Consider the following 24,260-nt stretch of genomic DNA (forward strand, 5'->3'; position numbering starts at 1 on the left):
CCGGGTAGCCGCTCGCCATGGAGGAGCTGTTTTTGAAGGAAACAACCAACGAGAATAATGCTGACCCGTGTCTTCCTGGTGGTTTGATGTCTGCTGAGCAGTGGGCGTTGCCTGAGACCTCTGTGCGGCGTTCGCTAAAAGATGCAATTAGCCATGCACTTACACAGCTGCGGGCCGGTGTGTCTCAGGCCGAAGAGCCTTTTGAGAGCATGGACGACCTACCCGAACTTTCCATCGCCCAGCAACATCGGCTCGCCCCGGAGCCGGATTATGCACGCCAGGCGGTCGTTATTGCCTCCAGTCTTGATCACGCACGCTCCGAAGGCGCGCTCAGCCGCGAAGTTGTCTGCCTGGTGGCGCCGCCTTTTTCTGGAGTGCAGCAGTCGCTAGCTTGTTTTTCTGAGTCTGGGCCGTCGGGCTTTATCCCTGGTGGGACTGGCGAATGGACTATTATTGCGCCGCCTGAGACCTTGGCGTTCAGCGATCAGGAAGCCAGTGAATGGTGGGACAACCAGGATTTGTCTCGCCCCTGGGTAATCACTGAGCTTGCAGAATTCTGGTTGAGACGTCTTTCAGGTCTGGCCTTGGTCAAGGAGCTGTTTCGCAGGATCGCAAATGGCAATGCGGGTGCAGGTATTGTGGGGTGCTCAAGTTGGTGTTGGCGATATTGGGGGCACTATCTTGAAAACGCCCAAATGTCACCCTGGACGCCTGCGCCAATGAACTCTGAGCGATTGGGTGTCTGGTTTACTTATCTGGCTTCGAAAGGCAGAAAATCGTCGGTGGTCGTAAGGATGACCGGTGATGGTCATTACGTGCTGCCCCAGCCTGAGCCAGATGATATTGAAAAAAAGAAGAGAAGTAAGAAGCGCAAATACAGTAATTTTTTGCGTGACCTGGCGGCGACATCTCGCGGCAATCCCGGCGTGGCCCTGGCCATCTGGCAGAGATCCTTGCGTGCACAGCCAGATGATGACGCCAAGCTGGAAGGTGACGGCGAAATGTCGGAGAAACAAAGCCGGGCGGCGGACTGCTGGGTTGTGCCGCTGGAGCGGTTGAGCCTTCCGACCATGCCGCAGAGCAAGGAGAGTGTCACCGGTTTCGTGCTGCATGGGTTGTTGCTGCACAACAGCCTCGATATAGCCTCTTTGGAGGTGGTCACTGGTGTTTCCGCCTATGAGCTGAGCCTGGTGCTGTCACGGTTGAAGCGTGCTGAACTGGTGATCTGTGAACAGCCCGGCGAGCGCTGGCGAGTAACACCCATCGGGTATCCCACGGTCAGGCGCCACCTGCAGAGTTGGGGATTCCCGCTTGATCAGTTTTAGGAGCGACCATGATCGATGACCTTGGTATCAAGGACGCCTTTGCCTCCATAACCGGGCAGGCGCTGTTGGAGGCTGTGCTTGTTATTGCTCTCGCCTCCCTGTTAACCGTAGCGATTCAGAAGGTGCTTCCGCGGGTTGCGCAAAAGCTGGGTGGCAAGGCGCGCCTTTACCTGCTGGCGTCTGTGCCACTGCTTCGGCTGTTAATCATTCTCGCCACGATTGTGGTCGTGGTTCCGATTCTGGTGGAGCCATCGTTTGAAAATATGGTGGCTATTTTTGGCGCCCTGGCGTTGGCTCTGGGCTTTGCTTTCAAGGATTATGCGAACAGCCTGATCGCTGGCATTGTGACCCTCTATGAGATGCCTTACCGGCCAGGTGATTGGATTGAGGTAGACGGGCAGTACGGTGAAGTGCGGGCCATAGGAACGCGTGCGGCGGAGATTGTTACTCCGGATGACACGGTTGTGATTATCCCTCATAACAAATTGTGGAACTCATTGATTGCCAACGGTAACGATGGCACCGACAACTTGATGTGCGTGGCCGATTTTCATCTTGAGTCGAACCATGATGTCGGCCGGGTGCGTGAGTTGCTCAGAGATGTGGCTTTTACTAGCCCGAGAACAAAAACCTGGCAGCCTGTGGTCGTGATTGTATTCAACAAGCCGTGGGGTATGCATTATCGATTGAAGGCTTACCCGTTCGCCCCTAAAGAGCAGTTTCAGTTTATCTCCGAACTTACGGCACGTGGTTCTGCTGAATTGGCGCGCCAGGGCGTCAAGTTTGTCTCGGTGCCGGTCGCTGTAGATTAAAGTTGGCCGCGAAACCCGGCCAACTTTAATCACTTCGCCCTGAGTGTCAGGTTTTCATACTTTGTTAACTGCATCTTCACGTGGCCAGTAACGTAAATCACGGCAGCGTTCGATGAAACGTGCACAAGAGTCCTCGATGATATCGATCTCTATGCATCCGTCATCTTTACTCTCAGCAAGGCCAGCGCTTTCCAGTAAAGGCTCAGCGGCTGTGTTATAGCCAATGAACTTGCAGTGGGCAAAAGCATCACTGATGAAATCGCGAACCGGGCTGTGGCGTGCGAGTTTTTGAATGCCCTTGTCGCCAGGCAAGAGAGCGACGGCATCGAAAAGCACAGACGGTCCTCCATCAATTTTCTCGTTCGCGCTGATTTTTCGGCCACTGCTATCGGTTACGCCACCAATGACCGGCGCAATTACAGCAAGCACTGCGCCCTCATGCTCTACTGCAGCCTTCAGGGCATCGAAGATCTTTGCATCCGTGCCTTCACTGACAAACACTCCAAGCTTGCGGCCAGCAAAACTCGAGGGTCCGCTCTTTAAAATGCTCAGGGCGTCAGAGGGGGCAAGGTCTTTTCTCGGCTCTACCGCGGCGGCAGCTGCGTCTGGCAGCGATTCCAGCCCGAGTCCGTCGGCAACTTTGTTGGCAAGGGTGTCATCCACGTTTAACAAGTGGCTCACCATCCTGTTACGTATATCCTCCCTCTCCACCTTGCTCAACTCGAATACGAACGCATCGGCAATATGATTTTGCTCCGTTTCGGTCTGACTGATATAGAACTGCCACGCCTGGCTATAGTGATCGGCAAAAGTGGGGGATCTCTCGCGCACTTTGGTGCCAGATATCTCCTCAGGAAAGCTCTGAAACCCTAGCTCAGGGTTTTCCCGGGGCCCTGGGTTGTCATCCCAGCTGTTGGGTTCGTAATTTGCCCGGCCTCTGGGGTTGGTCATCGCCATGTGGCCATCTTGCTGAAAGTGATGCATCGGGCATTTGGGTGCATTTATCGGAATGTGCGTAAAGTTTGGCCCGCCCAGGCGTTTGGTCTGGGTATCCAGATAGGAGAAGTTGCGGCCCTGAAGGAGAGGGTCATTTGAATGATCCATACCTGGGACGATATTTTGCGTGCAGAAGGCAACTTGCTCCGTTTCAGCAAAAAAATTATCGACCACGCGGTTCAACACCATTTTGCCAAGTGGTGTTACCGGAACCTGTTCCTCCGGAATAAGTTTTGTGGGATCTAATATGTCGAACTCGAACTCGTCCGCAAAGGCGTCGTCAAAAATCTGTACCCCTAATTCCCATTCAGGGTAATCGCCGCGTTGGATGGCCTCCCACATGTCCCGGCGATGAAAGTCGGGATCTGCACCGTTGATCTTCACAGCTTCGTTCCAGACAACTGATTGAAGCCCCAGTTTCGGTTTCCAGTGAAACTTCACGAAGCGCGACTCCCCCCGAGCATTAATAAAGCGGAAGCTGTGTACGCCGAAGCCTTCCATAAATCGGGGAGAGCGGGGTATTGCCCGGTCGGACATGGCCCACATCAGCATATGAGTACTTTCGGGCATCAGGCTGACAAAATCCCAAAAATTGTCGTGGGCGGATTGGGCTTGCGGAAAACCGCGATCCGGTGCTTCCTTTACGGCGTGGACCAGATCCGGAAACTTCATTGCGTCCTGAATAAAGAAGACCGGAATGTTATTGCCTACCAGGTCCCAGTTGCCTTGTTGGGTATAGAATTTGGTCGCAAACCCACGGACATCACGAGGCAGGTCGGCGGAGCCTTTATTTCCCGCGACGGTTGAAAACCTTACGAAGACGGGGGTCTGTTCGCCAGGGCGCTGAAACAGATCTGCTGTCGTGAGCTCCGATTGGTTTTTATAGTTCTCAAAGTAGCCATGGAAACCAACGCCGCGGGCATGAACAACCCGCTCCGGAATCCGCTCGTGATCGAAATGGAAGATCTTCTCCCGCATGACCTGATCTTCAAGCAGCCCCGGTCCTCTAGCTCCGGCGCGTAGAGAGTTTTGGTCGTCGGCAATGGGTACGCCCTGTTGGGTTGTAAGCGTCGGGTGCGTTTTGTCAGAAAGCTGATGCCACTCACCGCCCTTAGCGGCGGAGTGTTTTGGATGATCGGAATTATGAGTCATAGAATGTCTCCTTTCGCGATATCGACAGTTACCGGAGTTAGTCTAGTGTGAATAATGCTGGAAGGAGCGGTTGTGAATAATTCTTAAGGCTGCTGTCATTATTTGCGCGTTGAAGGCAGTCGCAAAGATTGTTAATTATGTTGGCGGAGTGCGCCGGCAAGGCGCGTAGCCAACCCCTCATTCAGGGAGGTATTTATGCCGTATTCAAGTAAATCGGAGTTGCCAGAACAGGTTACCGACAACCTTCCCTCTCATGCTCAGGAAATCTATCGCAAAGCGTTTAACTCAGCGTGGGACGAATACAGTGATCCAGACGACCGCCGGGACGACTCAGGACGCGAGGAAACCGCTCACAAAGTCGCTTGGGCTGCAGTAAAGCAGGAATATCATAAAGAAGGGGACCGCTGGGTAAGAGATAAGGATTAGCGATTTCCTTTTCGCACGCTGAGCTAAGACTACCTGGCAATGGACAGAGAGATTTGCAGTAAGGGTTGTCAGATTTCTGTAAAAAAGCCCCGCACTTGGCGGGGCTAAACTGACGAACAGCTTGTCCGGTTTCGCCCGGCGATTACATCAGCGCTTCAATACGGTTACGTACCTTCGGCTCACTGCTGTAAGCGGTGGCGATGGCGTTATAGGTCGGGATGTCCATGCCCGCCTCTTCGATAACCGTTACCATCTCATCGTTAGCTTCCATCTGCAGTTCCTGAGCTTTCTGCTGGGAATCCGCTGATTCGATTTTATCGATATACTCCTCGCGCACTTCGGTAATGCCTTCCTGGGCGTCGATGAACTTTTTCAGTTCTGCATCGTTGTAATCGGTCTTCTGAGTACCTGTTGCTGCAGGGTTTGAGTAGCCGCTTGAATCTGTGGCGGCCGGGTTTTGCTGCGCCTGCTCTGCCATAACGGGAGCTGCGGCCAGCAGGGCAACGGATGCGGTAATGGATACGAGTACTTTGTTCATATTCATAATCGACTTCTCCTGTTTCGTGTAGGTTCATTGTTGATGTATCAAGCACCGTGCCAGCTTCTTTGGTTTTTATTTTATGTATTTAAAACATAAACTTACGAGAAAATTCCGGTTAATCTGAGGTAATGAAGGTTGTGGCGAAATGTCACATGTGGCAGAAAGGTGTGGCAATTATGTCGTGGGAGCCAGGATGAAACCTTTACTCAGAAACGCCGGCCAGGTTTTTGGATCGATACAGTTAACACTGGTATTGAGCATTGTTGTCCCTCTGCTTCTCATCAGCGGGCTTGCCATCTACCTGGGGTTTGGTGCGGTTGAACGAGCCTTGAATGACCGCCTGCGTGAAGACCTGGAACTGGTTGCCCGTGCGGCCAGCGGTCCGCTCTCCCGGGCGATGCAGGAAAAAGATGAATTAGTGATGAGCGACTCCCTGAAGTCGATCTTCCGGATTGGCCGTGTTTCAGGAGCGTCGGTGTTTGACAAGGATGGCGCGCGAGTCTCCAGCCTGGGCCTTGCAGATACCGATGTGGGTAATAGTGCCAGCGCTGAACAGGTCATCAATAGCGGCGAATTGGGGGGCGCTTTTCGCTGGGTCGACGGGCAATCAGTATTTTCGCACTTCACGCCGCTGGTAGCCGACGATGGCCGGATACAGGGGTTGCTGCAGGTAACTCGCAGGCGCAGTGACTTTCATGACCTTCTTGCCTCAATGCGCCTGTGGGCTGTGTCTATCTGGTCGGCTCTTGCGATCACGATCATTCTGGTGGTGGTGCTCGGGCATTATGGTGCGGTGGGGCGGCATGTAAGCCGGCTATTGAATACCATGGCAAGCCTGGCTCCCGGGCAATGGCGCCTTGGTGCGGAAGCGTCCGGCCCCCGTGAATTGCGGCAGATATACGGTGGTGTGCGGGACATGGGAGAGCGCATGGCTCGGGCGGAAGAGGAAATACAACAGCGCGTGATCAAGGAACGCGAATTGGCCGAGCGTCTTGAGTACCAGGAGAAAATTGCCATGATCGGGCGCGTGGCCGGAGGCGTCGCACACGAACTTGGCGCCCCATTGAATGTAATTCAGGGGCGCGCAAATATCATGGCACGACAGACGCTTACGGAAGATCAGCGTCGGCAGTTGGATGATATCGGTTATCAGGTTGGGCGTATGACCACGATTATTCAGCAACTCCTGGATTGCTTTCGTCATGTGCCGGATTCAAGAAGGCCAATCAGCCTCAGTACGGTTCTCCGGGACGCACTGGAGCGCGCTACTGAAGATGATAAATGCCGCGGCAAGCGCTTGCTGAGTGAAGGCCTTGATGTGAACGCGAGGGTCAGGGCAGAACCCATGAGGTTGGAACTGGCGTGTCTTAATGTCGTCCGCAACGCCTGCCAGGCCGCCCGTTCTGAAGTGATCGTATCGCTGCTTTGCAGCAATAACGAGTGGGAGGTACGGGTAGACGACGACGGCCCAGGCATAGAGGCGGAGAAGCGGAAGTCTGTATTTGAGCCGTTTTACAGTACCCGGCCAGCTGGAGAGGGTACAGGGCTTGGGCTTGCGGTCGTCAGTAGTGTATTGAAGGAGCACGGTGGCCGGATTGAAATCGGCAGCAATGAAACAGGCGGGTGCCGGATGAGTCTGTTCTGGCCCGCGGAGGTAGCGGAATGAAAGAGCAACAGGCAACTATCCTGCTTCTGGAAGATGATGTCAGCCTGAGCTTGCTGTTGAGCGAAGAGCTCGAGCTGGATGGCTATAGCGTAACTCGGGCCGGTACAGTAAATGAGGCCTGCAGGCTGCTTGCTGAAGAAACACCGGATCTGGTTGTCTCTGACCTTCGTCTGCCGGATGGCGATGGGCTGGAGCTACTAAAGGCAGCTCAGGCTGACGGCCGTAGCCTGCCTTTTATCATCATTACCGCGTTCGGGACCGTGGATCAGGCCGTTGATGCACTAAAAGCCGGAGCAGATGATTTTCTGACCAAACCCTTATCTACTGACCACCTGCGCCTGAAGATACGCCGGTTACTGACTCAGGCCGATCTCACCCGGCAATTGCAGCAGTTTCTTGCGCACAAAGGCGAGGATCAGTCTCTTGGCCTGATAGGTGAGCATGAAAGCATGGTTCGGCTCCGCTCGGAAATCCGGCAAATTGCGCGCAGCGAAGCTGCCGTGCTGATCTGCGGCGAAAGTGGCACAGGTAAGGAGTTGGTGGCGAGAGCGATCCATCAGGCTAGCGGGCGGAGTTCAGGGTCTTTTGTAGCTGTCAATTGCGCCGGCATACCCGGCGAGTTGATGGAGAGTGAGTTTTTCGGCCATGAGGCGGGTGCGTTTACCGGCGCCCGTCAGGCTCGAAAAGGCCTGTTCGCAGAAGCCCATGGTGGCACCTTGTTGCTTGATGAAATAGGAGAAATGCCTCTGGCGTTGCAGGCGAAGTTGCTCCGGGTTTTGCAGGAAGGCATGGTCAAACCGGTAGGTGCGGATCAGGAAGAGCCAGTGGACGTGCGAATCCTCGCCGCTACCCATGTGGATTTGCTAAAGGCCGTGCACGAAGGAAGCTTCCGGGAAGACCTCTATTATCGCCTGGAAACTCTTAGCCTGCGTATTCCACCGCTGAGAGAGCGGGGGGATGATGTCGACCTTCTGGCAATGCACTTTTTAAGGGAGATAGCTCGTAAGCACCAACGCGGATTTCTCAAGCTCAGTGAGGTAAGCTCCCGCACTTTGATGGATTATCCGTTTCCGGGGAATGTCCGCGAGCTGGGTAGCGCAATCGAGAGGGCGGTTACTTTCTGTGAAGGCGATACCATTCAGCCTGATCATCTGCCTGAGCGCATCAGGAAGCGTCGGGTCGGATCGGTGAACCCTGAAGCGGCGCGATCCGCTGGAAACATTTCTGAATGGCCAACGCTGGAACACCTTCAGCAAGACTATGTGCGCGAGGTAATGCAGGCGGTTAGCGGCAACAAACGCCGGGCAGCACAGATTCTCGGCATTAACCGACGTACCTTGTACCGTTGGCTGGCAGCAGATCAGGCGGCGGACAAGACAAGTGATGAATCTCATTCTGAAGGCACCGATGCAGGGGAGCTGAAAGGGGGGCTGTAATGACGAATCAGAAAACAGCCATGATGTATGGGCTGGGCACGGTGCTGCTCTGGTCTACTGTGGCTACCGCTTTCAAGCTGGCGCTTGCGGATCTCGCCCCCGTACAAATGCTGCTGGTTGCTTGCGCTTCATCTGTATTGGTCATGGGCGGCATTCTGTTATTGCAGAAGCGTTGGCATCTGGTGTTTTCGCTAGGTAAAAGGCAATACATCCAGTCGTTTGGTATGGGTTTGATCAACCCCTGCCTGTATTACTTTCTGCTGTTTGGCGCTTTTGACCGGCTGCCAGCACAAGAAGCACAGCCGTTAAATTATACTTGGGCGCTGGTTTTGGCTTATCTCTCGGTGCCATTTCTGGGGCATCGCCTGCGCAGGCTGGATATTGTCGCCGGGCTGGTGTGTTACGCCGGGGTCGTAGTGATCGCAACCCGTGGTGCTGTGACTACGCTCAGCTTCTCAGATCCGCTGGGCGTCTCACTGGCTATCGGCAGCACGCTTGTCTGGGCTTCTTACTGGATTATTGCGACCCGCGATACCCGGGATCCTGTGGTCGGTCTGTTTCTCAACTTTTTGTTCGGGCTTCCTGTTATTGCTTTGATCTGCTGGTGGACAGAAGGGTTGAGCATGCCGGCAACCGGCTCAATTGCTGCCGCGGTCTACGTCGGCACATTTGAGATGGGCATCGCCTTTGTTCTCTGGTCCTATGCCATGAAAAAGGCGGAAAACACCTCGAGAGTGAGCAACCTGATCTTCATTTCACCTTTCCTCTCTCTCGTTTTTATCTATTTGATTCTTGGAGAGCGGATCCTGTCATCGACCTACATCGGTTTGGTGCTCATTATGGCTGGCCTCTGGTTACAGCAGAAAAAAGTGAAAGCAAGGGAGCGGGTATTGATCAATGGCGACTGATTGGTCTGTTTACCTGGTACGCACCGCCAGTGGTGCGCTTTACACTGGTATTAGCACAGATGTGCCTCGACGCTTTGCTGAACATCAGGCTGGCGCGCCGAAGGGCGCCCGTAGCCTCAGAGGGAAGGGGCCACTGGAGCTGGTGTTCAGTTCACCAGCCGGCGACCGCAGCCACGCATCAAAGTTGGAGTGGCACATCAAGCGGTGGCCACGACAACGTAAAGAGGCGCTAGTGCTCGGAGTGCTCAGTCTGCCAGATGTTCTCTGATGTGCTCGCCAGCGGTTTGCACGGCAGCGGTTGCTCTGTCCAGTTGTCCACTGTGAACCTGAAACACGTGCCAAAGGCTGTTAAACACCTCAAGGTGAGTTTTTACTCCGGCTTTTCTGGCCGCATCCGCAAGCCGTTCTGCATCGTTGAGCAGAATTTCCTGGCTGCCGACCTGTATCAATAGTGGTGGCAAATCCTCAAACTTACCGAAAATTGGAGAGATTAGGGGGTTGCGTAGAGATTCTCCGCCAGCGTAAAGCTTTGCGGCTTTTGCGGTCCAGCGTGGTTGTAGTACCGGTTCGCATTCGGGTGAATACAGCGCTTCCTGAGTCAGATCCATCCACGGTGAAAAAACCGTAATTGATGATGGCAAGGATTGAGTGTTGTCACGCAAGCGCATAGCTAGAGCGATGGCCAGCCCGCCGCCGGCCGAATCACCTGCAATGGCAATTTGCCCGGGTGCAAACCCCTCTTCAATCAGCGCCAGCCAGGCGGCCTCAGCGTCGTCCAGTGCGGCCGGGAACGGGTGCTCGGGAGCAAGACGGTAGTCTGGTGTAATTACCATGCAGCCGCTTGTTTTGGCCAGGTGTCCGGTAAGCCCTTTATGAGTGGCCGCCGAGCCGATGATATAGCCTCCACCATGAAGGTACAGGACTGCGCCCCGCGAGGTCTGGCCATAAGAACTTTTCACGACAGGTCTATCTGCTAATGTAGCTGTCTGGAAACGGCAGCCGCGGGGCGGTACGGAGCTTCGGTAGGCCTGGCTGATCAAAGCGCGCTGAACCGAAACCGGGACTGCTGGATGAAGTGCTGGCCTGACCAGCCGATTCATGGTCTGGCGCAGTCCGGTTTCAAGAAGATGTTGCAACATCTGTGTTATGCCCCCGCTATGGGTTAGGATTATGCATCTTAATTCGTATTATCTATTCATGACAGGCGTTTAACTCTACGTGTACTGGAAAACGGATACCATAGAAATACCGGACTGGAATCGTAAATCCCTGTTGGACCGGCTAGAGCCATTCGACCCGGAAGAGCGGAGAGAGCTCAGCGAGGAAATGGTGGCGTACTGCCGTTTCTATGGACTTGATCTCTGGGTTGAGCATCCGGATGTTGCGTATCATCAAGGGTATGTGACAGCAGGCCAGCACGAAGTAATGGTGCACTATTTCCGGCTACCGGAGTCTTGTGCAGAGCGTGGCACTGTGTTCATCCTGCACGGCTACTTTGATCATGTAGGTTTATATAGCCAATTGATTGAGCGCTGCCTTGCGGCTGGCTTTGATGTGCTGACTTACGACCAGCCGGGCCATGGACTTTCCAGCGGCACGCCGGCTGCAATTGGTAGTTTTCTTGAGTATCAGGGGGTGCTGTCAGAAGTTCTGGCCCATGTCCGCGATAAAATCCGGGGGCCCTGGTTTGCGGTTGGACAGAGTACAGGTGGGGGCATACTGATTGACTACCTTTTGTCGAACCATCACTCCCGGGAAACATCGGAGTTCCGCAAAGTGGTTTTGCTGGCACCATTGGTGCGGCCTGCAGGTTGGCTTGGCGCTAAAGTATTGCACACCATGGTGAAGCCCTTCGTTACCCGCTGGCAGCGTGTATTTGCAGCGAACAGCGGCAACACCCGCTTTTTACGCTTCCTGCGCGAACATGACCCATTGCAGGCAAGAGCCGTTCACGTGGACTGGGTAAGCGCTCTGCGCACCTGGATACCGCACATAGAATCAGCTCGCCCCGTAGACTTTCCGGTTACTGTCGTTCAGGGCGAAAAAGACCAGACTGTAGACTGGCAACACAATTTGAGAATTATCCGTAACAAGTTTGCATCGGTAGAGGAAGTAAGAATCATCGACGGGCGTCATCATCTGGTGAACGAAGCCAAGGACTTACAGGCAACCGTCTTCAATGCCATTATTGATACATTTGATCATTCAGTGGCAGGCGTCGCTGAGACTCCTGATTCTCATTGATAAGAGTGCCAGAGAGTTTAAAGCCGTCTGCAGTACAATCAGCAACAGGAGAATGTTTTGAAGAGAACAATGCTTGCAGTAGCAGTAGCAGTAGCGACCATGGGCCTTGCCGGTTGTATGACTTATGATCCGTACACCGGCGAGCAGAAGACTTCTGATGCGACCAAAGGCAGTATCATTGGCGCAATTGGTGGCGCAGCCGTTGGTGCTGCAACCTCCAGCAAAAGCGACCGTGGAAAGGGAGCATTGATTGGCGCCGCAAGTGGTGCGGCTGTTGGTGGTGGTATTGGTTACTATATGGATCGGCAAGAAGCCCAGTTGAGGCAGAAGCTGGAAGGTAGTGGTGTTCGTGTGGTCCGTAATGGTGATCAGATTGAGCTCATCATGCCCGGCAATATTACCTTTGACCTGAACCAGACATCCATCCGGGGTGGTTTCACTAACACCCTCGAATCTGTCGCCCTGGTGTTGAAAGAGTTCAATAAGACCATTATCCAGATTGAGGGTCACACCGACAGCTCGGGTTCAGATAGTTACAACCAACTGCTCAGTGAGCGTCGTGCAGGCTCGGTGCGAGACTTCCTGCTAAACCAGGGCATTGAGCCTAACCGTACCCGCGCGGTGGGTTACGGTGAGCGTTACCCCATTGCTTCCAATGACACCTCCGCAGGGCGTGAACAAAATCGTCGTGTTGAGCTGACGTTGGTGCCTATGCAGTAAACAGATACTGCATGGATGGTTAGCATCCCGGTTCTGCCGGGCACAAAAAAACCGGAGCAAATCGCTCCGGTTTTTTTGTGCAGCTAGTCGTCTGTTCAGAACAGAACGCGACCCCGGATTGTGCCTTTGACCTGGAGCAGTTTTTCCAGTGCAAGCTCACCGTAAGCCTTGTCTACATCAACCACGACATAACCAATGTCTTCTTTGGTTTGCAGGTATTGACCGCAAATGTTGATACCGTTTTCGGAGAAGACCTGGTTAATCTCAGACATTACGCCCGGCACGTTTTCATGAATGTGCAGCAAGCGGTGCTGGTTCGGGTGCGACGGCAAGGCAACTTCCGGGAAGTTTACTGACGACACAGAGGTACCATTGTCGCTGTACATAGCCAGTTTTTCGGCTACTTCGCGCCCGATGTTTTCCTGGGCTTCAATGGTGGAGCCGCCCACGTGCGGGGTCAGGATAACGTTGTCGAATTCCCGTAACGGAGAAACAAATTCTTCGTTGTTGGACTTGGGTTCGGTAGGGAACACGTCGATCGCCGCGCCGAGCAGTTTGCCGCTTCTCAGAGTGTCGGCCAGTGCGTCAATATCAACGACCGTGCCGCGGGATGCGTTCATCAGGATAGAACCTGGCTTCATCTGGGCCAGTTGCTCAGCCTTGAACATGTACCTGGTGGCCGGTGTTTCCGGAACATGCAGGCTCACAACATCCGCGATGTTGAGCAGTTCCTGCATCGTGCCCACTTGGGTGGCATTGCCGATGGATAGCTTGGAAACCACATCGTAAAAATATACGTCCATGCCCAAGGCTTCGGCCAGAACACTGAACTGGGTGCCGATGTTACCGTAACCGATGATCCCCAGCTTTTTACCACGAATCTCGTAACTGTCTTTTGCAGACTTCTGCCATTCGCCCCTGTGAGCCATGGCGCTTTTCTCGGGAACACCGCGCAACAGGAGGATAGCCTGTGCCAGAACCAGTTCGGCAACACTTCGGGTGTTGGAGAAGGGTGCATTGAAGACTGCGATACCGCGACGGGTCGCTGCCTGCAGATCCACCTGGTTGGTACCGATACAGAAACAACCCACCGCAACCAGCTTCTTGGCTGCCTCGAATACTTTTTCCGTCAACTGAGTGCGTGAGCGAATACCGACAAAGTGTGCGTCGGCAATCTTCTCAATCAGGTCTTCCTCGGCCAGAGAGTGACTGAGGTACTCAATGTTGGTGTAGCCTGCAGCATTCAGGGTATCCAGTGCGGACTGATGCACGCCTTCCAGCAGCAGAATGCGGATTTTGCTCTTTTCGAGAGACGTCGTTGACATGGGCTTTGCTTCCGAACCTTTCGTCGCATGAAGTGACCTGTGGCCAGGCATCGTATGGGCTAGCTCACAGAACAGGGGCGGTATGATACCATAAAAGGAACTTTTGACAGTGTGCGGGTTCACCTGGATCAATTGAACTGAGAAACTTTTGTCCATAGCTTCCTGCCCAACCCTGACGAGACTGATGCCTTCATGAAATCCGAACAGATCATTGCTTCCCTCAAAGAGCTGGTGGCCACCGGAGCGACGCCCGGAAAGGTTCTGACTGACGCCGCTGATCTTGAAAGCTACGGCAAGGATTGGACGCGCATATACGCCCCTAATCCTTTGGCCATCGTGCTCCCGAAGACCACCGAGCAGGTTCAGGCACTAGTGAAATTCGCCAATGAGCACCAGGTTGCTCTGGTTCCGTCCGGTGGCCGCACCGGCCTGAGTGCCGGCGCTGTTGCTGCCAACGGCGAAGTCGTCGTTGCGTTTGATAACATGAACCAGATTCTGGATTTCAGTGCCAGCGACCGGTTGGTTCGCTGCCAGGCAGGCGTGGTGACTGAACAACTGCAGAATTTTGCCGAAGAAAACCATCTCTATTACCCGGTGGATTTTGCATCTGCGGGCTCCAGCCAGTTGGGTGGTAATCTTTCAACTAACGCCGGAGGTATCAAGGTTATCCGCTACGGCATGAGCCGAGACTGGGTGGCTGGCCTCAAGGTAGTCACCGGCAAAGGCGATATCCTTGACCTGAACAAAGATCTGGAAAAGAACAATACCGGCTACGACCTGCGCCACCTTTTCATCGGCGCTGAGGGTACGCTGGGCTTTATCACCGAAGCCACCATGAAGCTGTCGCGTAAACCTGACAGTCTTACAGTCCTGGTGCTCGGGCTGAGTGATCTTGGCAACACCATGGATGTGCTCAAGACCTTCCAGGGCGGCCTTGATCTGACTGCCTATGAGTTCTTTTCTCATCAAGCCATGGGGCATGTCCTGGCCCATGGGCAAGTGCCGGCTCCGTTTGAAACCGAGGCCCCTTACTATGCGTTGCTGGAGTTTGAGGCAACGTCTGATCAGGTCATGGACAACGCCATGAGCCTGTTCGAACAGTGCATGGAAAACGGTTGGGTGGTGGATGGTGTTATAAGCCAGAGTGAAACCCAGGCGCAGAACCTGTGGCAGCTGCGCGAGCGAATCTCGGAGTCCATCGCGCCCCGAACACCCTACAAGAACGATATTTCCGTTGTTGTTTCCAAAGTGCCTGGCTTCCTGCAGGAAATCGATGCGGTTGTGACTGACCACTATCCGGATTTCGAGATCATCTGGTTCGGGCATATCGGCGATGGCAACCTGCACCTCAACATCCTCAAACCGGAAGACATGGCAAAAGAAGATTTCTTCGAAAAGTGCCAGAAGGTCAACAAGTGGGTATTTGAAATCGTCGAACGATATAAAGGCAGCGTCTCCGCCGAACATGGCGTGGGCATGACTAAAAAGCCTTACTTGCAATACACCCGCAGCGAAGCGGAAATCGCTTACCTGAGAGGAATCAAACAGGTATTCGATCCCAATGGGATCATCAACCCGGGCAAGATCTTCGACTGATGGAACGGCATATCGTAGTACTCACCGGCGCTGGTATCAGCGCCGAAAGTGGCCTCTCCACCTTCCGTGACAACGGCGGCCTCTGGGAACAACACAGTGTTTACGACGTTGCTACTCCCGAGGCGTTCGCGCGTAATCAGGAGCTGGTACTGAGGTTCTACAATGAACGCCGGCAACAGCTCGCTGCGGCTCAGCCCAATCGTGCCCACCGTCTGCTCGCCGAGCTGGAGAAACGCCACCGGGTCACCATTATCACTCAGAACGTAGATGACCTGCACGAACGAGGCGGCTCCAGCCACGTGATACACCTTCACGGCGAACTCACCAAAGCCAGAAGTTCACTGAACCCCGAGCTGATTTACGATTTGGGCTACCGGGATATCGAGCTGGGCGAGCAGTGTGAACTCGGCGAACAGCTGCGCCCACACATTGTCTGGTTTGGCGAAGAAGTCCCTATGCTGGACGCGGCAGCTGACCTGGTTCGTACTGCCGACGACTTACTGATCGTAGGCACCTCGTTACAGGTCTACCCGGCAGCAGGGCTGGTGCATGAGGTTGAGAGAGATGTACCCATCACGGTAATAGACCCAGGCGAGCCAGCGGGCGTTTCCCGGGCAAGGGTTATCCGTAAAGGTGCAGGAGAGGGCGTTGCCGAGTGGGTAGCGAACTTCTTGGCCAGATAGCTGGCGAAAGTGTTCAGATAAAAAGAATTGTGAGTTCTTCGGGGCGGTAAGCTCAATTTTACGCTAGGCCTTGGCGGGATGCGGCTCCCAAAACTGTGCGGAGCCATGGATGGCGGAGCCAAGCGTACATGGACGTATTCATAGCGTGTTTTGGGAGCCGCATCCCGCCAAGACCGTCAGCAGCGAAGCTGAAGCTTAGGGCGGCTCCGCAAGATACTTCCGAAGCTCCTCACCAAAAGCAGCCTGAACCCCCAGCCGCTTCAGCATCCAGTAATGCCCCGCAATCATCCGGTCAATAAAAATGCTCTCAACTGGCGGTTTGAACGAATCCAGATACTTGAACACGGTGCTCGTCTTGGCGGCCACATCTTTGTGAATGCTTGACTCGCCGAAATCGTAAGGCTGCTCAGAATCAAACGGCACCACAAGAATATCCCGCCACATGGCGTAGTAAGCCTCATCAATGGCCGGCTGGCTTCCAACCCGCGCTCCCAGGTCAATCAGATACGCATCCAGCGCCTTATAGTCCTGTTCGAGTGCCGCATTAACCGCATTGCGGTAGGCTTCAACAATTTCCGGTTTCAGTTTTTTAACACAGCCAAAATCGTACATAACGATACTGCCATCCCGCCGGTACGCAAAGTTCCCGGCATGGGGGTCACCGTGGATACACTGAAAGCGGAATAACTGATCCGCCATGGCAGTAAACATACGGTGGCCGATCAGGTTGATCGTCGCTTGATCGTAGTGCTCCGGTGTGACCTCACTCACATGGTCACCTTCTTCCAGCTCCAGAGTGAGAACATGACGCGTAGAGTGACCAGGAACCACGGAAGGAATAACCACCCAGGGATCATTTTTGTGAAACGCGCGGAACAGTTCAATGTTCCGGGCCTCATTCTCGTAATCCAGCTCCTCCCGCAGACGTTCGCGAATCTCCGTGAACAGCTGGTCGACTGACTCTTTGGGCATTTTCAACAGACCGCCGAGCTTCAAAGCAAGACGCAATTGCTTCAGGTCGGAGTCGCAGGACTCATCAACACCCGGATACTGCACTTTTATGATCACATCGGTACCATCGTGCAGGCGTGCGCGGTGAACCTGACCAATCGATGCCGCTGCGTATGGCGTCTCCTGCAGGTACTCAAACAGCTCTCCAACCGGTTTTCCCAACTCGGTCTCAATCTGCTCAAGGATAATCTCGAAGGGCATGGGTGGCGCTTCTTTCTGCAGCTTCTGAAGCGCATCAGAAAACTCCCTGGGCAGGAAGTCCTGGGTCTGCGAGGCAATCTGGCCCACCTTCATGGCTGCACCTTTCATTTCACCGAGGGTGTCGGTGATGCGGTTAGCCATGCGGGTATAGCTTTCACTGCGGGCGCCGTCGTCGTTTTCGCTGCTGAACATGCTGCGGGCTTTTTGGCCCGCATACTGCCCCGCTACCGAGGCAGTCATGCCGGCTAGCTTGAAAAAACGACCACTGCGTGAGGTAACTGGTTTTTTTGCCATGCCTGACTATACGTTTTCTGTGTAAAGAAAGATTGTGTCAGCCCAAGTTAAACCACTTTGGTGGAGACAGACAACTTATCCTCCAGCTGCAGTGCCAACGTTTGCCCCTGGTGCAATGGACCAACGCCCTTAGGGGTGCCGGTGATGACAACATCGCCGGGCAGTAGCGTGAAATGGCGACTTATATGGGCCAGCAGAGGAATGACAGGAAAGAGCATATCCCGGGTGTCGCCGCTTTGCTGGCGCTGACCATCGATATCAAGGCTAAAAGTAATGTGATCTTTATGGAAGTGCTCAGCAGCTACGAATGGTGACAGCGGGCAGGCACCGTCAAACGCCTTGGCTCTTTCCCAGGGGTGGCCCTTTTCCTTCAGCTGACTCTGCAGGTCCCTAAGGGTCAGGTCCAGAGCCAGGCCATAGCCGAGAATGGCCGCCTCGGATTCGCTGGGAGTTGCGTTGGTGAGGGGCTTGCCAATCAGCACCGCCAACTCGGTCTCGAAATGCATCTGGCCACGATCCGAAGGGAAGTTCAGAGGGCGTGTTACATGCACCGCTGAGGTAGCCGGTTTGATGAATAGCAAGGGTTCTTCTGGTATCGGATTATTGAGTTCTTTGGCATGTTCGGCGTAGTTTCGGCCAATGCAGACGATTTTCCCCAATGGCAAATGCACCGGTGTGCCATCAACCCAATGATGCTGATACTGCTCCATAGTGACCTCCCAAAACGCCATCTGTGCTTCAACCAGCACCTGATTGGGCGAAGCCTTTATTCGCCCTCAAACGAACACACAGTATAGACCTTCAGACCCTCCTCCTGCAGCTTGGCGGAGCCGCCAAGGTCGGGGAGGTCAATCATCGCTGCGACCTCCACAATCTCGGCGCCAATGCGCCGAATCAAGCGACTGGCGGCCAGCATGGTGCCACCGGTGGCGATCAGATCATCTATCAGTATTACTTTGTCACCGGGTTTGAACGCATCCTGATGCAGCTCAACGGACGCGGTTCCGTATTCGAGCTCGTAGTCTTCCACCAGGGTGTCAAACGGCAGCTTGCCTTTCTTGCGCACCAGTACCAGTGAAGCATTGAGCTCATAAGCCAACGCAGAGCCAATGATGAATCCGCGCGCATCGACCGCTGCCACGGCATCGATATCGTGGCCGTGGTAGCGATGAACGAACGCATCTATCAGTTTCCGGAAGGCAGTCTTATCCTGCAGAACCGTGGTGATATCCCGGAAAGCAACGCCGGGCTTGGGCCAGTCTGGCACGGTGCGAATGGCTTGTTTGATGCTTTGAGAAAAGTAATCCATAAAAAGTCAGGCTCTCATTCCGGGCGCAGCTTAACCTGCGTCCAGAAACATGAATTTCAGTATGAAAACAATGGCGATCACCACCACACTCACGTTCAGGTCTGACCAGCGCCCGCTCAAAGCTTTGATTACAGCGTAAGTGACAAAGCCCATCGCAATGCCGTTAGCGATAGAGAACGTAAGGGGCATCATCAGCGCAGTTACCACAGCCGGTGCGGCTTCTGTGATGTCGTCCCAGTCTATCAGCTTCAGGCCGCTCGCCATCAATACTGCCACGTAAAGTAGCGCAGGGGCCGTAGCGTAGGCCGGGATGATACTGGCGATGGGTGAGAGCAGGAGGCAGGCAAGGAACAGCAAAGCTACAACCACAGCTGTCAGACCTGTTCGCCCTCCAGCGGAAATGCCAGCAGTGGACTCAATGTAGCTGGTGGTGGTTGAGGTGCCCAGGGCTGCGCCAGACATGGTGGCTACTGAATCAGACATCAGTGCGCGGCCCAGCCGTGGAAGCTTGCCATCCTTGTCCAGAAGGCCGCCGCGTTGAGCGGCACCAATCAGCGTGCCCGAGGTGTCGAACAGATCCACGAACAGGAACGCGAAAACGATGCTGATCATGCCGATATTCAAAGCGCCAGCAATATCCAGTTGCATGAAAGTGGGCGCAAGACTTGGTGGCGCGGAAGCGAAGCCGTTGTATTCCACCATGCCCAGCATCATTGCGATGACGGTTACGGCAATAATGCCGATCATGACGGCACCGGTTATGCGGCGGAACGACAAAGCGCAAATCAGAACAAATCCGCCAAAGAACAGCATGCTCTCGGCCGACTTAAGTTCACCGAGGCCAACCAGCGTAGCGGGGTGGTCCACTACGATGCCTGCATTTTTCAGTGCAATCAGCGCCAGGAAGAAGCCGATACCAGCTGAAATCCCGAAGCGCAGAGACATGGGGATGCTGTTTATGATCCATTCGCGGACTTTTAGAACACTCAGTAAAAAGAAGATCAGGCCAGAGAGGAAAACTGCGCCAAGTGCGACTTGCCAGCTGTACCCGAGGCTGCCCACGACAGTGAATGAGAAAAAGGCGTTCAGGCCCATGCCCGGCGCCAGAGCAATCGGATAATTTGCCCACAGCCCCATGATCAGAGTGCCGATGGCCGCTGCCAGGCAGGTGGCGACAAAAACAGCGCCGAAATCCATACCTGTTGAAGACAGGATACTTGGGTTGACCACGATAATGTACGCCATGGTCAGGAAGGTGGTGATGCCCGCAACCAGTTCTTTACGAACATCGGTGCCGTGGGCCTGGAGTTGGAACAGTCGTTCAAGCATGACGGGTGTCTGCCTCTCAGGATGCCAGAGTGTGGAGTTTGGGAGTGTACCGTTAAATTAAAAAGCCTAGCTGTAAAAGCTACTTGAAAAAGAGTTGCGTGAAAAACCGGTAATCTTACTGGTTGAGGGCTCCAAGGCCAAGAAATGATTGAAGTCTCGGCGCCGTCAGTGTTGCGTTGGATCACGCTGTAAGCGGATATCGAAGCGTACAGCTGCCATCCGAACGATAACAATGAAAAGCAAACCAATTGTCAGTGACAGGGCCTCGCTTTGCAGAACCCATTGACACACGAAATAGAGCCAGCACCCGGCGAATGAAATGGATGCATAGATTTGGTCTTTGCGGAAAATAAAGGGTACTTCGTTACAGAGAGTGTCCCGCAGAGCGCCTCCAAAGGTGCCGGTCATCACGCCGAGCAATGAGGCGATAAACCATGAATGGCCCAGATCGAGAGCAAGCTGCGCCCCCAATATCGAGAAAGTACCGAGCCCGATTGCGTCCGGGAAAACAATCCAGGATTCGCGAATACGCTCTGAACGCTTCCAGTAGCTGAATACGATCGCCATGGCGAGGATGAGGATGGGTTGTTCCTCATGTTTAATCCAGTAAACCGGGTGGTTCCCCATAATCAGGTCGCGCAGGGTTCCGCCGCCCAGGGCGGTAATGAATGCGATGGTAAAAACGCCAACCGGGTCCATATTCTTGGATCGCGCAACCACCATGCCCGATATTGCAAAGGCAATAATTCCAATCATTTCAAGTGAGTAAATAATGTCGAGCATGATCAACCCTGAAAGGACATCGGCTAGCATCTGAGCGGCCGGGATCAGAAGCGCGAAGGATAGCTGAAAACTGCGCCTGATTCATCTCTGCTCTGGAGTGCGGAGACAACGGTTTATAAGTACCGTTTATAAATATGGATAAAAGCTCTTTATTTGCTTCATGGTCCGACTCTGTTTAGCTTGGCGTGATTCAATAACAACAGACGTTCACTAAAGGAGCCCCCATGAAAGCGATTCTCTGTAAGGAATATGGCCCGGCTGAAACGCTGGCCATCGAGGATGTACCAAGTCCCGAGGCCAAAGGCCGTGGCGTTAAAGTTCGCGTAAAAGCGGCGGGTCTGAATTTCCCCGATACCTTGATTATTGAAGGCAAGTACCAGCTCAAACCGACCATGCCATTCTCCCCCGGTGGTGAAATGTCAGGTGAAGTTGTCGCTGTGGGCGATAAAGTAACCCGCTTCAAAGTCGGTGATCGTGTTGCCGGCCTGACCGGCTACGGAGCTTTTGCCGAAGAGGTAGTCGTACCTGAGCACAACCTGCTGCCCGTGCCGGAAGGTATGAGCGACGAAAAAGCAGCTGCGTTTACGATGGTTTACGGCACTTCGTACTACGCTCTTAAGCAGCGTGCAAACATCCAGCCGGGCGAGAGCCTTCTGGTTCTGGGTGCAAGTGGGGGAGTTGGCCTGGCGGCGGTAGAGCTGGGTAAGGCGATGGGCGCTCGTGTGATAGCTGCTGCCAGTTCAGCGGAGAAGCTGGAGATTGCCAAGGCTGCCGGTGCGGATGAGCTGATCAATTACACCGAGGAACCTTTGAAAGACGCCGTAAAGCGCCTGACCAGCAGTAAAGGTGTGGATGTGATCTACGATCCGGTAGGTGGTGATTTCACCGAGCAGGCACTTCGGGCCATGGCCTGGAATGGCCGGCACCTGATTGTTGGTTTTGCTGCAGGTGATATTCCCAAAGTGCCTGCGAACCTGACGCTGCTTAAAGGCTGTTCCGTTGTTGGTGTGTTCTGGGGCAGCTTTACCCAGCGTGAGCCGGAGGCAAGTGCCCAGAATATGATGGAGCTGATGAAGCTCTATGCTGAGGGTAAAATCGATCCAAAAATCAGCGAAGTTTTCGAGTTCGAGGATTACGCCAAGGCTCTGGGAGCGCTGACTGAGCGGCGTGCTACCGGGAAGGTGGTTCTGAAAGTTGGGTCTTGAGTTGCCTGCTTTTTAGTGATTGTAGCCTGATGGTTGGGGGGGGGGCAATGCTGTGGCTGACAGGCCTCCCCAAAAACCGCTACGAGCACGTCCGTGTGCGCTTGTTTCCGGCCGTCCATGGCCTCCAACATTTTTGGGGAGGCCTGTCAGCCACGGCTTGCTGGCTTCTCAGATATATCAAAATCCGAATGACTCTGATTATTGAAGTTAAGGGCATTGCTCCGATTGAACGTGAGCTTTGTCTTGGAGTCTCAGTGTGTGTTGCTCAAGGTAAATGGATAAGTTTGGTCGCGTTGGTGGGAGCCCCCTCCCAAAAATGTCGGCGGCCAAGGATGGCCGACGCCAAGCGCACATGGATGTGCTCGTAGCGGTTTTTGGGAGGGGGCTCCCACCAACGCAGGCCCCAAATGTTATAGGCTAGAGCTTCAACAAGACCCCAACACCAAAGTCAGAAGTTAAACTGCCCGGCATCAATATCCGAAACCAGCTCCGGAGTTAGCAGTGTGTAGCCCTCTGTCTTTGGCAGCCACGCATAAACTTCCTCATTGGGTCGCTCCAGAGCGTAACCCGCTTTCTGGATATCCACTTTGCGATACTTGAAGGTTCCCGTTTTCTCTATGGAGTGGGTGACCCGCACAAACACCGGCACCGCATAAGCTGGCAGGTTATCTCGCAAGTAGGTCAGCAGCTTGTTGAGGTCGAAGTTACTCTTGTTCGGTACCAGCGTCACCATGCCCGCCTTGCCATTGGTCTTCGGAATCTCGACGCCGTAAACGATGGCTTCCTCGACCATCCCGGAGCCATCGATGATGTTTTCGATCTCGTTGGTTGAAACGTTCTCGCCTTTCCAGCGGTAGGTATCCCCCATTCGATCAACGAACTGCAGGTGGCGACAGCCTATTTCTCTCAGCACATCGCCAGTATTGAACCAGGCGTCACCTTGTTTGAAGGCATCGCGCAGGATAGATTTTTCCGTGGCTTCTTTCTGGGTGTAGCCTTCGAAAGACCATTTTTTTGTGATTTCGCCGATGAGCAGGCCCGGATCGCCCTTGGCTACTTCCTGCATCACACCTTTTTCGTCCCGAACCGGATCTCGGGTGCCATCGTGGAACTTCACCAGTTTGTAAGTTGCCGTAGAAAGGCCGACTGTGTTGTTCTGGTTGAAAAAGTTGCTGAAGCCTATGTTGCCCTCGCTGGAGGCATAAAGCTCCGCGATAGTTTCAATGCCGAAGCGGTCTTTGAACTCTTTCCAGATAGAAGGCCGCAGGCCATTGCCGAGCATGCGGGTCAGACGGTGGTTACGGTCCTGGTCGCTTGGCGGTTGATTGAGCAAGTAGCGGCATAGCTCGCCGATGTAGCCGAAAACCGTTGCATCATAACGGCGTACATCATCCCAGAAAGCGCTGGCGGAGAATTTTCGGCGCAGGGCAAAGGCTGAACCGCCGGCCAACACTGAGCCCCAGCAAACTACAAGGCCAGTACCGTGATATAGCGGCAGAGTGCAGTAGAAGACGTCCTCCGGTGTCATTGAAAGAGACATCAGGCCAAAGCCACCGTAGGCTTTCAGGAACTTGTTGTGGGATCCCGGTGCAGCCTTCGGTAAGCCGGTTGTACCGGAGGTGAACAGGTAAATCGCTGTATCTCCGGTTCTCGGCGGGTCGCTCAGATCGGGGTTGTCGCTGTTGAAGGTGCTGACCTGTTGCGCCATGTTGGCGTAGCCCGCGGGTGCGTCACCGAAGGCATTGAGTGTATTGGTGTCGGCGAGAAACAAAAAAGGCGTGGGGTGGTTGAGCTCAAGGCTTGCTTTTACAGTATCGAATGCAGGTACCAGCTCCTCACCAACCACGACCATTGTTGGCTTGACCAGCTTCGCACTGTGTTCCAGAACCTTGCCTTTTTGCGATGTATTCAGCATGGCGCAGGCAACGCCGATCTTGGCAGCGCCCGCAACCACGGCCAGAATTTCCGGGCGATTTTCCAGGAAGACGGCGATGGAGTCGCCTTTTTTTAGCCCCTGAGATTGAAAATAACCGGCGATGCGGTTTGACCATGCATTGAAATCACCCCAGGTGATACTGCGATCCTCGAATAGAATCGCTGGTCTTTCGCCATGCTTTTCTGCGTTGTTCTCAATGAGTGTTCCGAGGGTAAGGGGTTTGCGCGCATCCTTGATTGAGTAGTAATAATAGCCTTTGGCAATCGCCGGGAATCGTTTAAGTATTCCCGGGAGGCTGCGCACGATATCCATCGCGGTAACGCTGTCTTGGCTCATGGTTTCCCCTTGGTATTTTTATAGTT

At 54.0% G+C, this 24,260-nt stretch carries 22 protein-coding genes; 12 read left to right on the forward strand and 10 right to left on the reverse strand.

What is annotated here, in order from left to right:
* The first annotated feature begins 32 nt into the window (after positions 1-32).
* Together Q4606_RS05160 and Q4606_RS05165 are read left to right on the forward strand one after the other, a co-directional pair.
* Entirely contained in the window at positions 33-1,325 is a 1,293-nt protein-coding gene (locus tag Q4606_RS05160; RefSeq protein WP_303606866.1) for a hypothetical protein, read from the forward strand.
* A gap of 8 nt (positions 1,326-1,333) precedes the next feature.
* A complete protein-coding gene (locus tag Q4606_RS05165) occupies positions 1,334-2,137 on the forward strand; it encodes a mechanosensitive ion channel family protein (RefSeq protein ID WP_303596252.1) in 804 nt (267 codons plus the stop codon).
* A gap of 54 nt (positions 2,138-2,191) precedes the next feature.
* Here the strand turns inward: Q4606_RS05165 and Q4606_RS05170 are convergent, their stop codons facing one another.
* The gene (locus Q4606_RS05170) at positions 2,192-4,285 is read right to left on the reverse strand and encodes a catalase (RefSeq protein ID WP_303606867.1); all 2,094 of its coding nucleotides are present in this window, start codon (positions 4,283-4,285) and stop codon (positions 2,192-2,194) included.
* 195 nt (positions 4,286-4,480) lie between these two features.
* Between Q4606_RS05170 and chaB the strand changes: the two genes are divergently transcribed.
* Entirely contained in the window at positions 4,481-4,711 is a 231-nt protein-coding gene (gene chaB / locus Q4606_RS05175; RefSeq protein ID WP_303596250.1) for a putative cation transport regulator ChaB, read from the forward strand.
* A 142-nt stretch (positions 4,712-4,853) separates the two neighbouring features.
* Here chaB and Q4606_RS05180 read toward each other — a convergent pair whose 3' ends face one another.
* Positions 4,854-5,255, reverse strand: coding sequence for a DUF4168 domain-containing protein (locus tag Q4606_RS05180; protein WP_303596249.1), 402 nt, complete (start codon positions 5,253-5,255; stop codon positions 4,854-4,856).
* 190 nt (positions 5,256-5,445) lie between these two features.
* On the opposite strand from Q4606_RS05180, the gene Q4606_RS05185 reads away from it, so the two are divergent.
* Genes Q4606_RS05185 through Q4606_RS05200 form a run of 4 tightly spaced genes read left to right on the forward strand, consistent with a single transcriptional unit; the run spans position 5,446 to position 9,530 of the window.
* Positions 5,446-6,918, forward strand: coding sequence for a sensor histidine kinase (locus tag Q4606_RS05185; RefSeq protein WP_303596248.1), 1,473 nt, complete (start codon positions 5,446-5,448; stop codon positions 6,916-6,918).
* Positions 6,915-8,354: a sigma-54 dependent transcriptional regulator gene (locus Q4606_RS05190; protein WP_303596247.1), complete on the forward strand. Its 1,440-nt coding sequence runs from the start codon at positions 6,915-6,917 to the stop codon at positions 8,352-8,354. The genes Q4606_RS05185 and Q4606_RS05190 overlap by 4 nt, the downstream gene beginning before the upstream one ends.
* A complete protein-coding gene (locus Q4606_RS05195; protein WP_303606868.1) occupies positions 8,354-9,262 on the forward strand; it encodes a DMT family transporter in 909 nt (302 codons plus the stop codon). Before Q4606_RS05190 ends, Q4606_RS05195 begins: the two co-directional genes overlap by 1 nt.
* Positions 9,252-9,530, forward strand: coding sequence for a GIY-YIG nuclease family protein (locus Q4606_RS05200; protein WP_303596245.1), 279 nt, complete (start codon positions 9,252-9,254; stop codon positions 9,528-9,530). The genes Q4606_RS05195 and Q4606_RS05200 overlap by 11 nt, the downstream gene beginning before the upstream one ends.
* Here Q4606_RS05200 and Q4606_RS05205 read toward each other — a convergent pair.
* Positions 9,508-10,401: an alpha/beta hydrolase gene (locus Q4606_RS05205; RefSeq protein ID WP_303606869.1), complete on the reverse strand. Its 894-nt coding sequence runs from the start codon at positions 10,399-10,401 to the stop codon at positions 9,508-9,510. The genes Q4606_RS05200 and Q4606_RS05205 overlap by 23 nt on opposite strands.
* Before the next feature lie 79 nt (positions 10,402-10,480).
* Between Q4606_RS05205 and Q4606_RS05210 the strand changes: the two genes are divergently transcribed.
* Both Q4606_RS05210 and Q4606_RS05215 read left to right on the forward strand, forming a co-directional pair.
* Entirely contained in the window at positions 10,481-11,506 is a 1,026-nt protein-coding gene (locus tag Q4606_RS05210; protein ID WP_303596243.1) for an alpha/beta hydrolase, read from the forward strand.
* 57 nt (positions 11,507-11,563) lie between these two features.
* Positions 11,564-12,226, forward strand: coding sequence for an OmpA family protein (locus Q4606_RS05215; RefSeq protein ID WP_303606870.1), 663 nt, complete (start codon positions 11,564-11,566; stop codon positions 12,224-12,226).
* Between the two features lie 95 nt (positions 12,227-12,321).
* Here the strand turns inward: Q4606_RS05215 and serA are convergent, their stop codons facing one another.
* The gene (gene serA, locus Q4606_RS05220) at positions 12,322-13,551 is read right to left on the reverse strand and encodes a phosphoglycerate dehydrogenase (RefSeq protein ID WP_303596241.1); all 1,230 of its coding nucleotides are present in this window, start codon (positions 13,549-13,551) and stop codon (positions 12,322-12,324) included.
* Between the two features lie 192 nt (positions 13,552-13,743).
* On the opposite strand from serA, the gene Q4606_RS05225 reads away from it, so the two are divergent.
* Together Q4606_RS05225 and Q4606_RS05230 are read left to right on the forward strand one after the other, a co-directional pair.
* Positions 13,744-15,147: an FAD-binding oxidoreductase gene (locus tag Q4606_RS05225; RefSeq protein ID WP_303606871.1), complete on the forward strand. Its 1,404-nt coding sequence runs from the start codon at positions 13,744-13,746 to the stop codon at positions 15,145-15,147.
* Entirely contained in the window at positions 15,147-15,830 is a 684-nt protein-coding gene (locus Q4606_RS05230) for an NAD-dependent deacylase (RefSeq protein ID WP_303606872.1), read from the forward strand. The genes Q4606_RS05225 and Q4606_RS05230 overlap by 1 nt, the downstream gene beginning before the upstream one ends.
* A gap of 195 nt (positions 15,831-16,025) precedes the next feature.
* Here Q4606_RS05230 and Q4606_RS05235 read toward each other — a convergent pair whose 3' ends face one another.
* From Q4606_RS05235 to Q4606_RS05255, 5 genes are all read right to left on the reverse strand, one after another.
* Positions 16,026-17,336, reverse strand: a complete 1,311-nt coding sequence (locus Q4606_RS05235) for an AarF/ABC1/UbiB kinase family protein (RefSeq protein ID WP_303606873.1) — start codon at positions 17,334-17,336, stop codon at positions 16,026-16,028.
* Between the two features lie 47 nt (positions 17,337-17,383).
* Entirely contained in the window at positions 17,384-18,046 is a 663-nt protein-coding gene (locus Q4606_RS05240; protein WP_303607016.1) for a fumarylacetoacetate hydrolase family protein, read from the reverse strand.
* Between the two features lie 56 nt (positions 18,047-18,102).
* On the reverse strand, positions 18,103-18,645 hold the full coding sequence (locus tag Q4606_RS05245; protein ID WP_303606874.1) for an adenine phosphoribosyltransferase: 543 nt from the start codon (positions 18,643-18,645) through the stop codon (positions 18,103-18,105).
* A 30-nt stretch (positions 18,646-18,675) separates the two neighbouring features.
* Entirely contained in the window at positions 18,676-19,974 is a 1,299-nt protein-coding gene (locus Q4606_RS05250; RefSeq protein WP_303606875.1) for an NCS2 family permease, read from the reverse strand.
* A 165-nt stretch (positions 19,975-20,139) separates the two neighbouring features.
* The gene (locus Q4606_RS05255) at positions 20,140-20,787 is read right to left on the reverse strand and encodes a trimeric intracellular cation channel family protein (RefSeq protein ID WP_303606876.1); all 648 of its coding nucleotides are present in this window, start codon (positions 20,785-20,787) and stop codon (positions 20,140-20,142) included.
* A gap of 194 nt (positions 20,788-20,981) precedes the next feature.
* On the opposite strand from Q4606_RS05255, the gene Q4606_RS05260 reads away from it, so the two are divergent.
* Positions 20,982-21,962: an NADPH:quinone oxidoreductase family protein gene (locus Q4606_RS05260; RefSeq protein WP_303606877.1), complete on the forward strand. Its 981-nt coding sequence runs from the start codon at positions 20,982-20,984 to the stop codon at positions 21,960-21,962.
* Between the two features lie 448 nt (positions 21,963-22,410).
* On the opposite strand, the gene Q4606_RS05265 is transcribed toward Q4606_RS05260, so the two are convergent.
* Complete coding sequence (locus tag Q4606_RS05265; RefSeq protein WP_303606878.1) at positions 22,411-24,234, reverse strand: long-chain-acyl-CoA synthetase; 1,824 nt, start codon at positions 24,232-24,234, stop codon at positions 22,411-22,413.
* Positions 24,235-24,260: the final 26 nt, after the last annotated feature.

This window comes from Marinobacter sp. 1_MG-2023 (assembly GCF_030549045.1).
GTDB lineage: Bacteria > Pseudomonadota > Gammaproteobacteria > Pseudomonadales > Oleiphilaceae > Marinobacter.

Coding starts and splice junctions, on each gene's coding strand:
- Q4606_RS05165 (WP_303596252.1), top strand. CDS start 1,334: ATGATCGATGACCTTGGTATCAAGGACGCCTTTGCCTCCATAACCGGG.
- Q4606_RS05170 (WP_303606867.1), bottom strand. CDS start 4,285: ATGACTCATAATTCCGATCATCCAAAACACTCCGCCGCTAAGGGCGGT.
- chaB (WP_303596250.1), top strand. CDS start 4,481: ATGCCGTATTCAAGTAAATCGGAGTTGCCAGAACAGGTTACCGACAAC.
- Q4606_RS05180 (WP_303596249.1), bottom strand. CDS start 5,255: ATGAATATGAACAAAGTACTCGTATCCATTACCGCATCCGTTGCCCTG.
- Q4606_RS05185 (WP_303596248.1), top strand. CDS start 5,446: ATGAAACCTTTACTCAGAAACGCCGGCCAGGTTTTTGGATCGATACAG.
- Q4606_RS05190 (WP_303596247.1), top strand. CDS start 6,915: ATGAAAGAGCAACAGGCAACTATCCTGCTTCTGGAAGATGATGTCAGC.
- Q4606_RS05195 (WP_303606868.1), top strand. CDS start 8,354: ATGACGAATCAGAAAACAGCCATGATGTATGGGCTGGGCACGGTGCTG.
- Q4606_RS05200 (WP_303596245.1), top strand. CDS start 9,252: ATGGCGACTGATTGGTCTGTTTACCTGGTACGCACCGCCAGTGGTGCG.
- Q4606_RS05205 (WP_303606869.1), bottom strand. CDS start 10,401: ATGTTGCAACATCTTCTTGAAACCGGACTGCGCCAGACCATGAATCGG.
- serA (WP_303596241.1), bottom strand. CDS start 13,551: ATGTCAACGACGTCTCTCGAAAAGAGCAAAATCCGCATTCTGCTGCTG.
- Q4606_RS05225 (WP_303606871.1), top strand. CDS start 13,744: ATGAAATCCGAACAGATCATTGCTTCCCTCAAAGAGCTGGTGGCCACC.
- Q4606_RS05230 (WP_303606872.1), top strand. CDS start 15,147: ATGGAACGGCATATCGTAGTACTCACCGGCGCTGGTATCAGCGCCGAA.
- Q4606_RS05235 (WP_303606873.1), bottom strand. CDS start 17,336: ATGGCAAAAAAACCAGTTACCTCACGCAGTGGTCGTTTTTTCAAGCTA.
- Q4606_RS05240 (WP_303607016.1), bottom strand. CDS start 18,046: ATGGAGCAGTATCAGCATCATTGGGTTGATGGCACACCGGTGCATTTG.
- Q4606_RS05245 (WP_303606874.1), bottom strand. CDS start 18,645: ATGGATTACTTTTCTCAAAGCATCAAACAAGCCATTCGCACCGTGCCA.
- Q4606_RS05250 (WP_303606875.1), bottom strand. CDS start 19,974: ATGCTTGAACGACTGTTCCAACTCCAGGCCCACGGCACCGATGTTCGT.
- Q4606_RS05255 (WP_303606876.1), bottom strand. CDS start 20,787: ATGCTAGCCGATGTCCTTTCAGGGTTGATCATGCTCGACATTATTTAC.
- Q4606_RS05260 (WP_303606877.1), top strand. CDS start 20,982: ATGAAAGCGATTCTCTGTAAGGAATATGGCCCGGCTGAAACGCTGGCC.
- Q4606_RS05265 (WP_303606878.1), bottom strand. CDS start 24,234: ATGAGCCAAGACAGCGTTACCGCGATGGATATCGTGCGCAGCCTCCCG.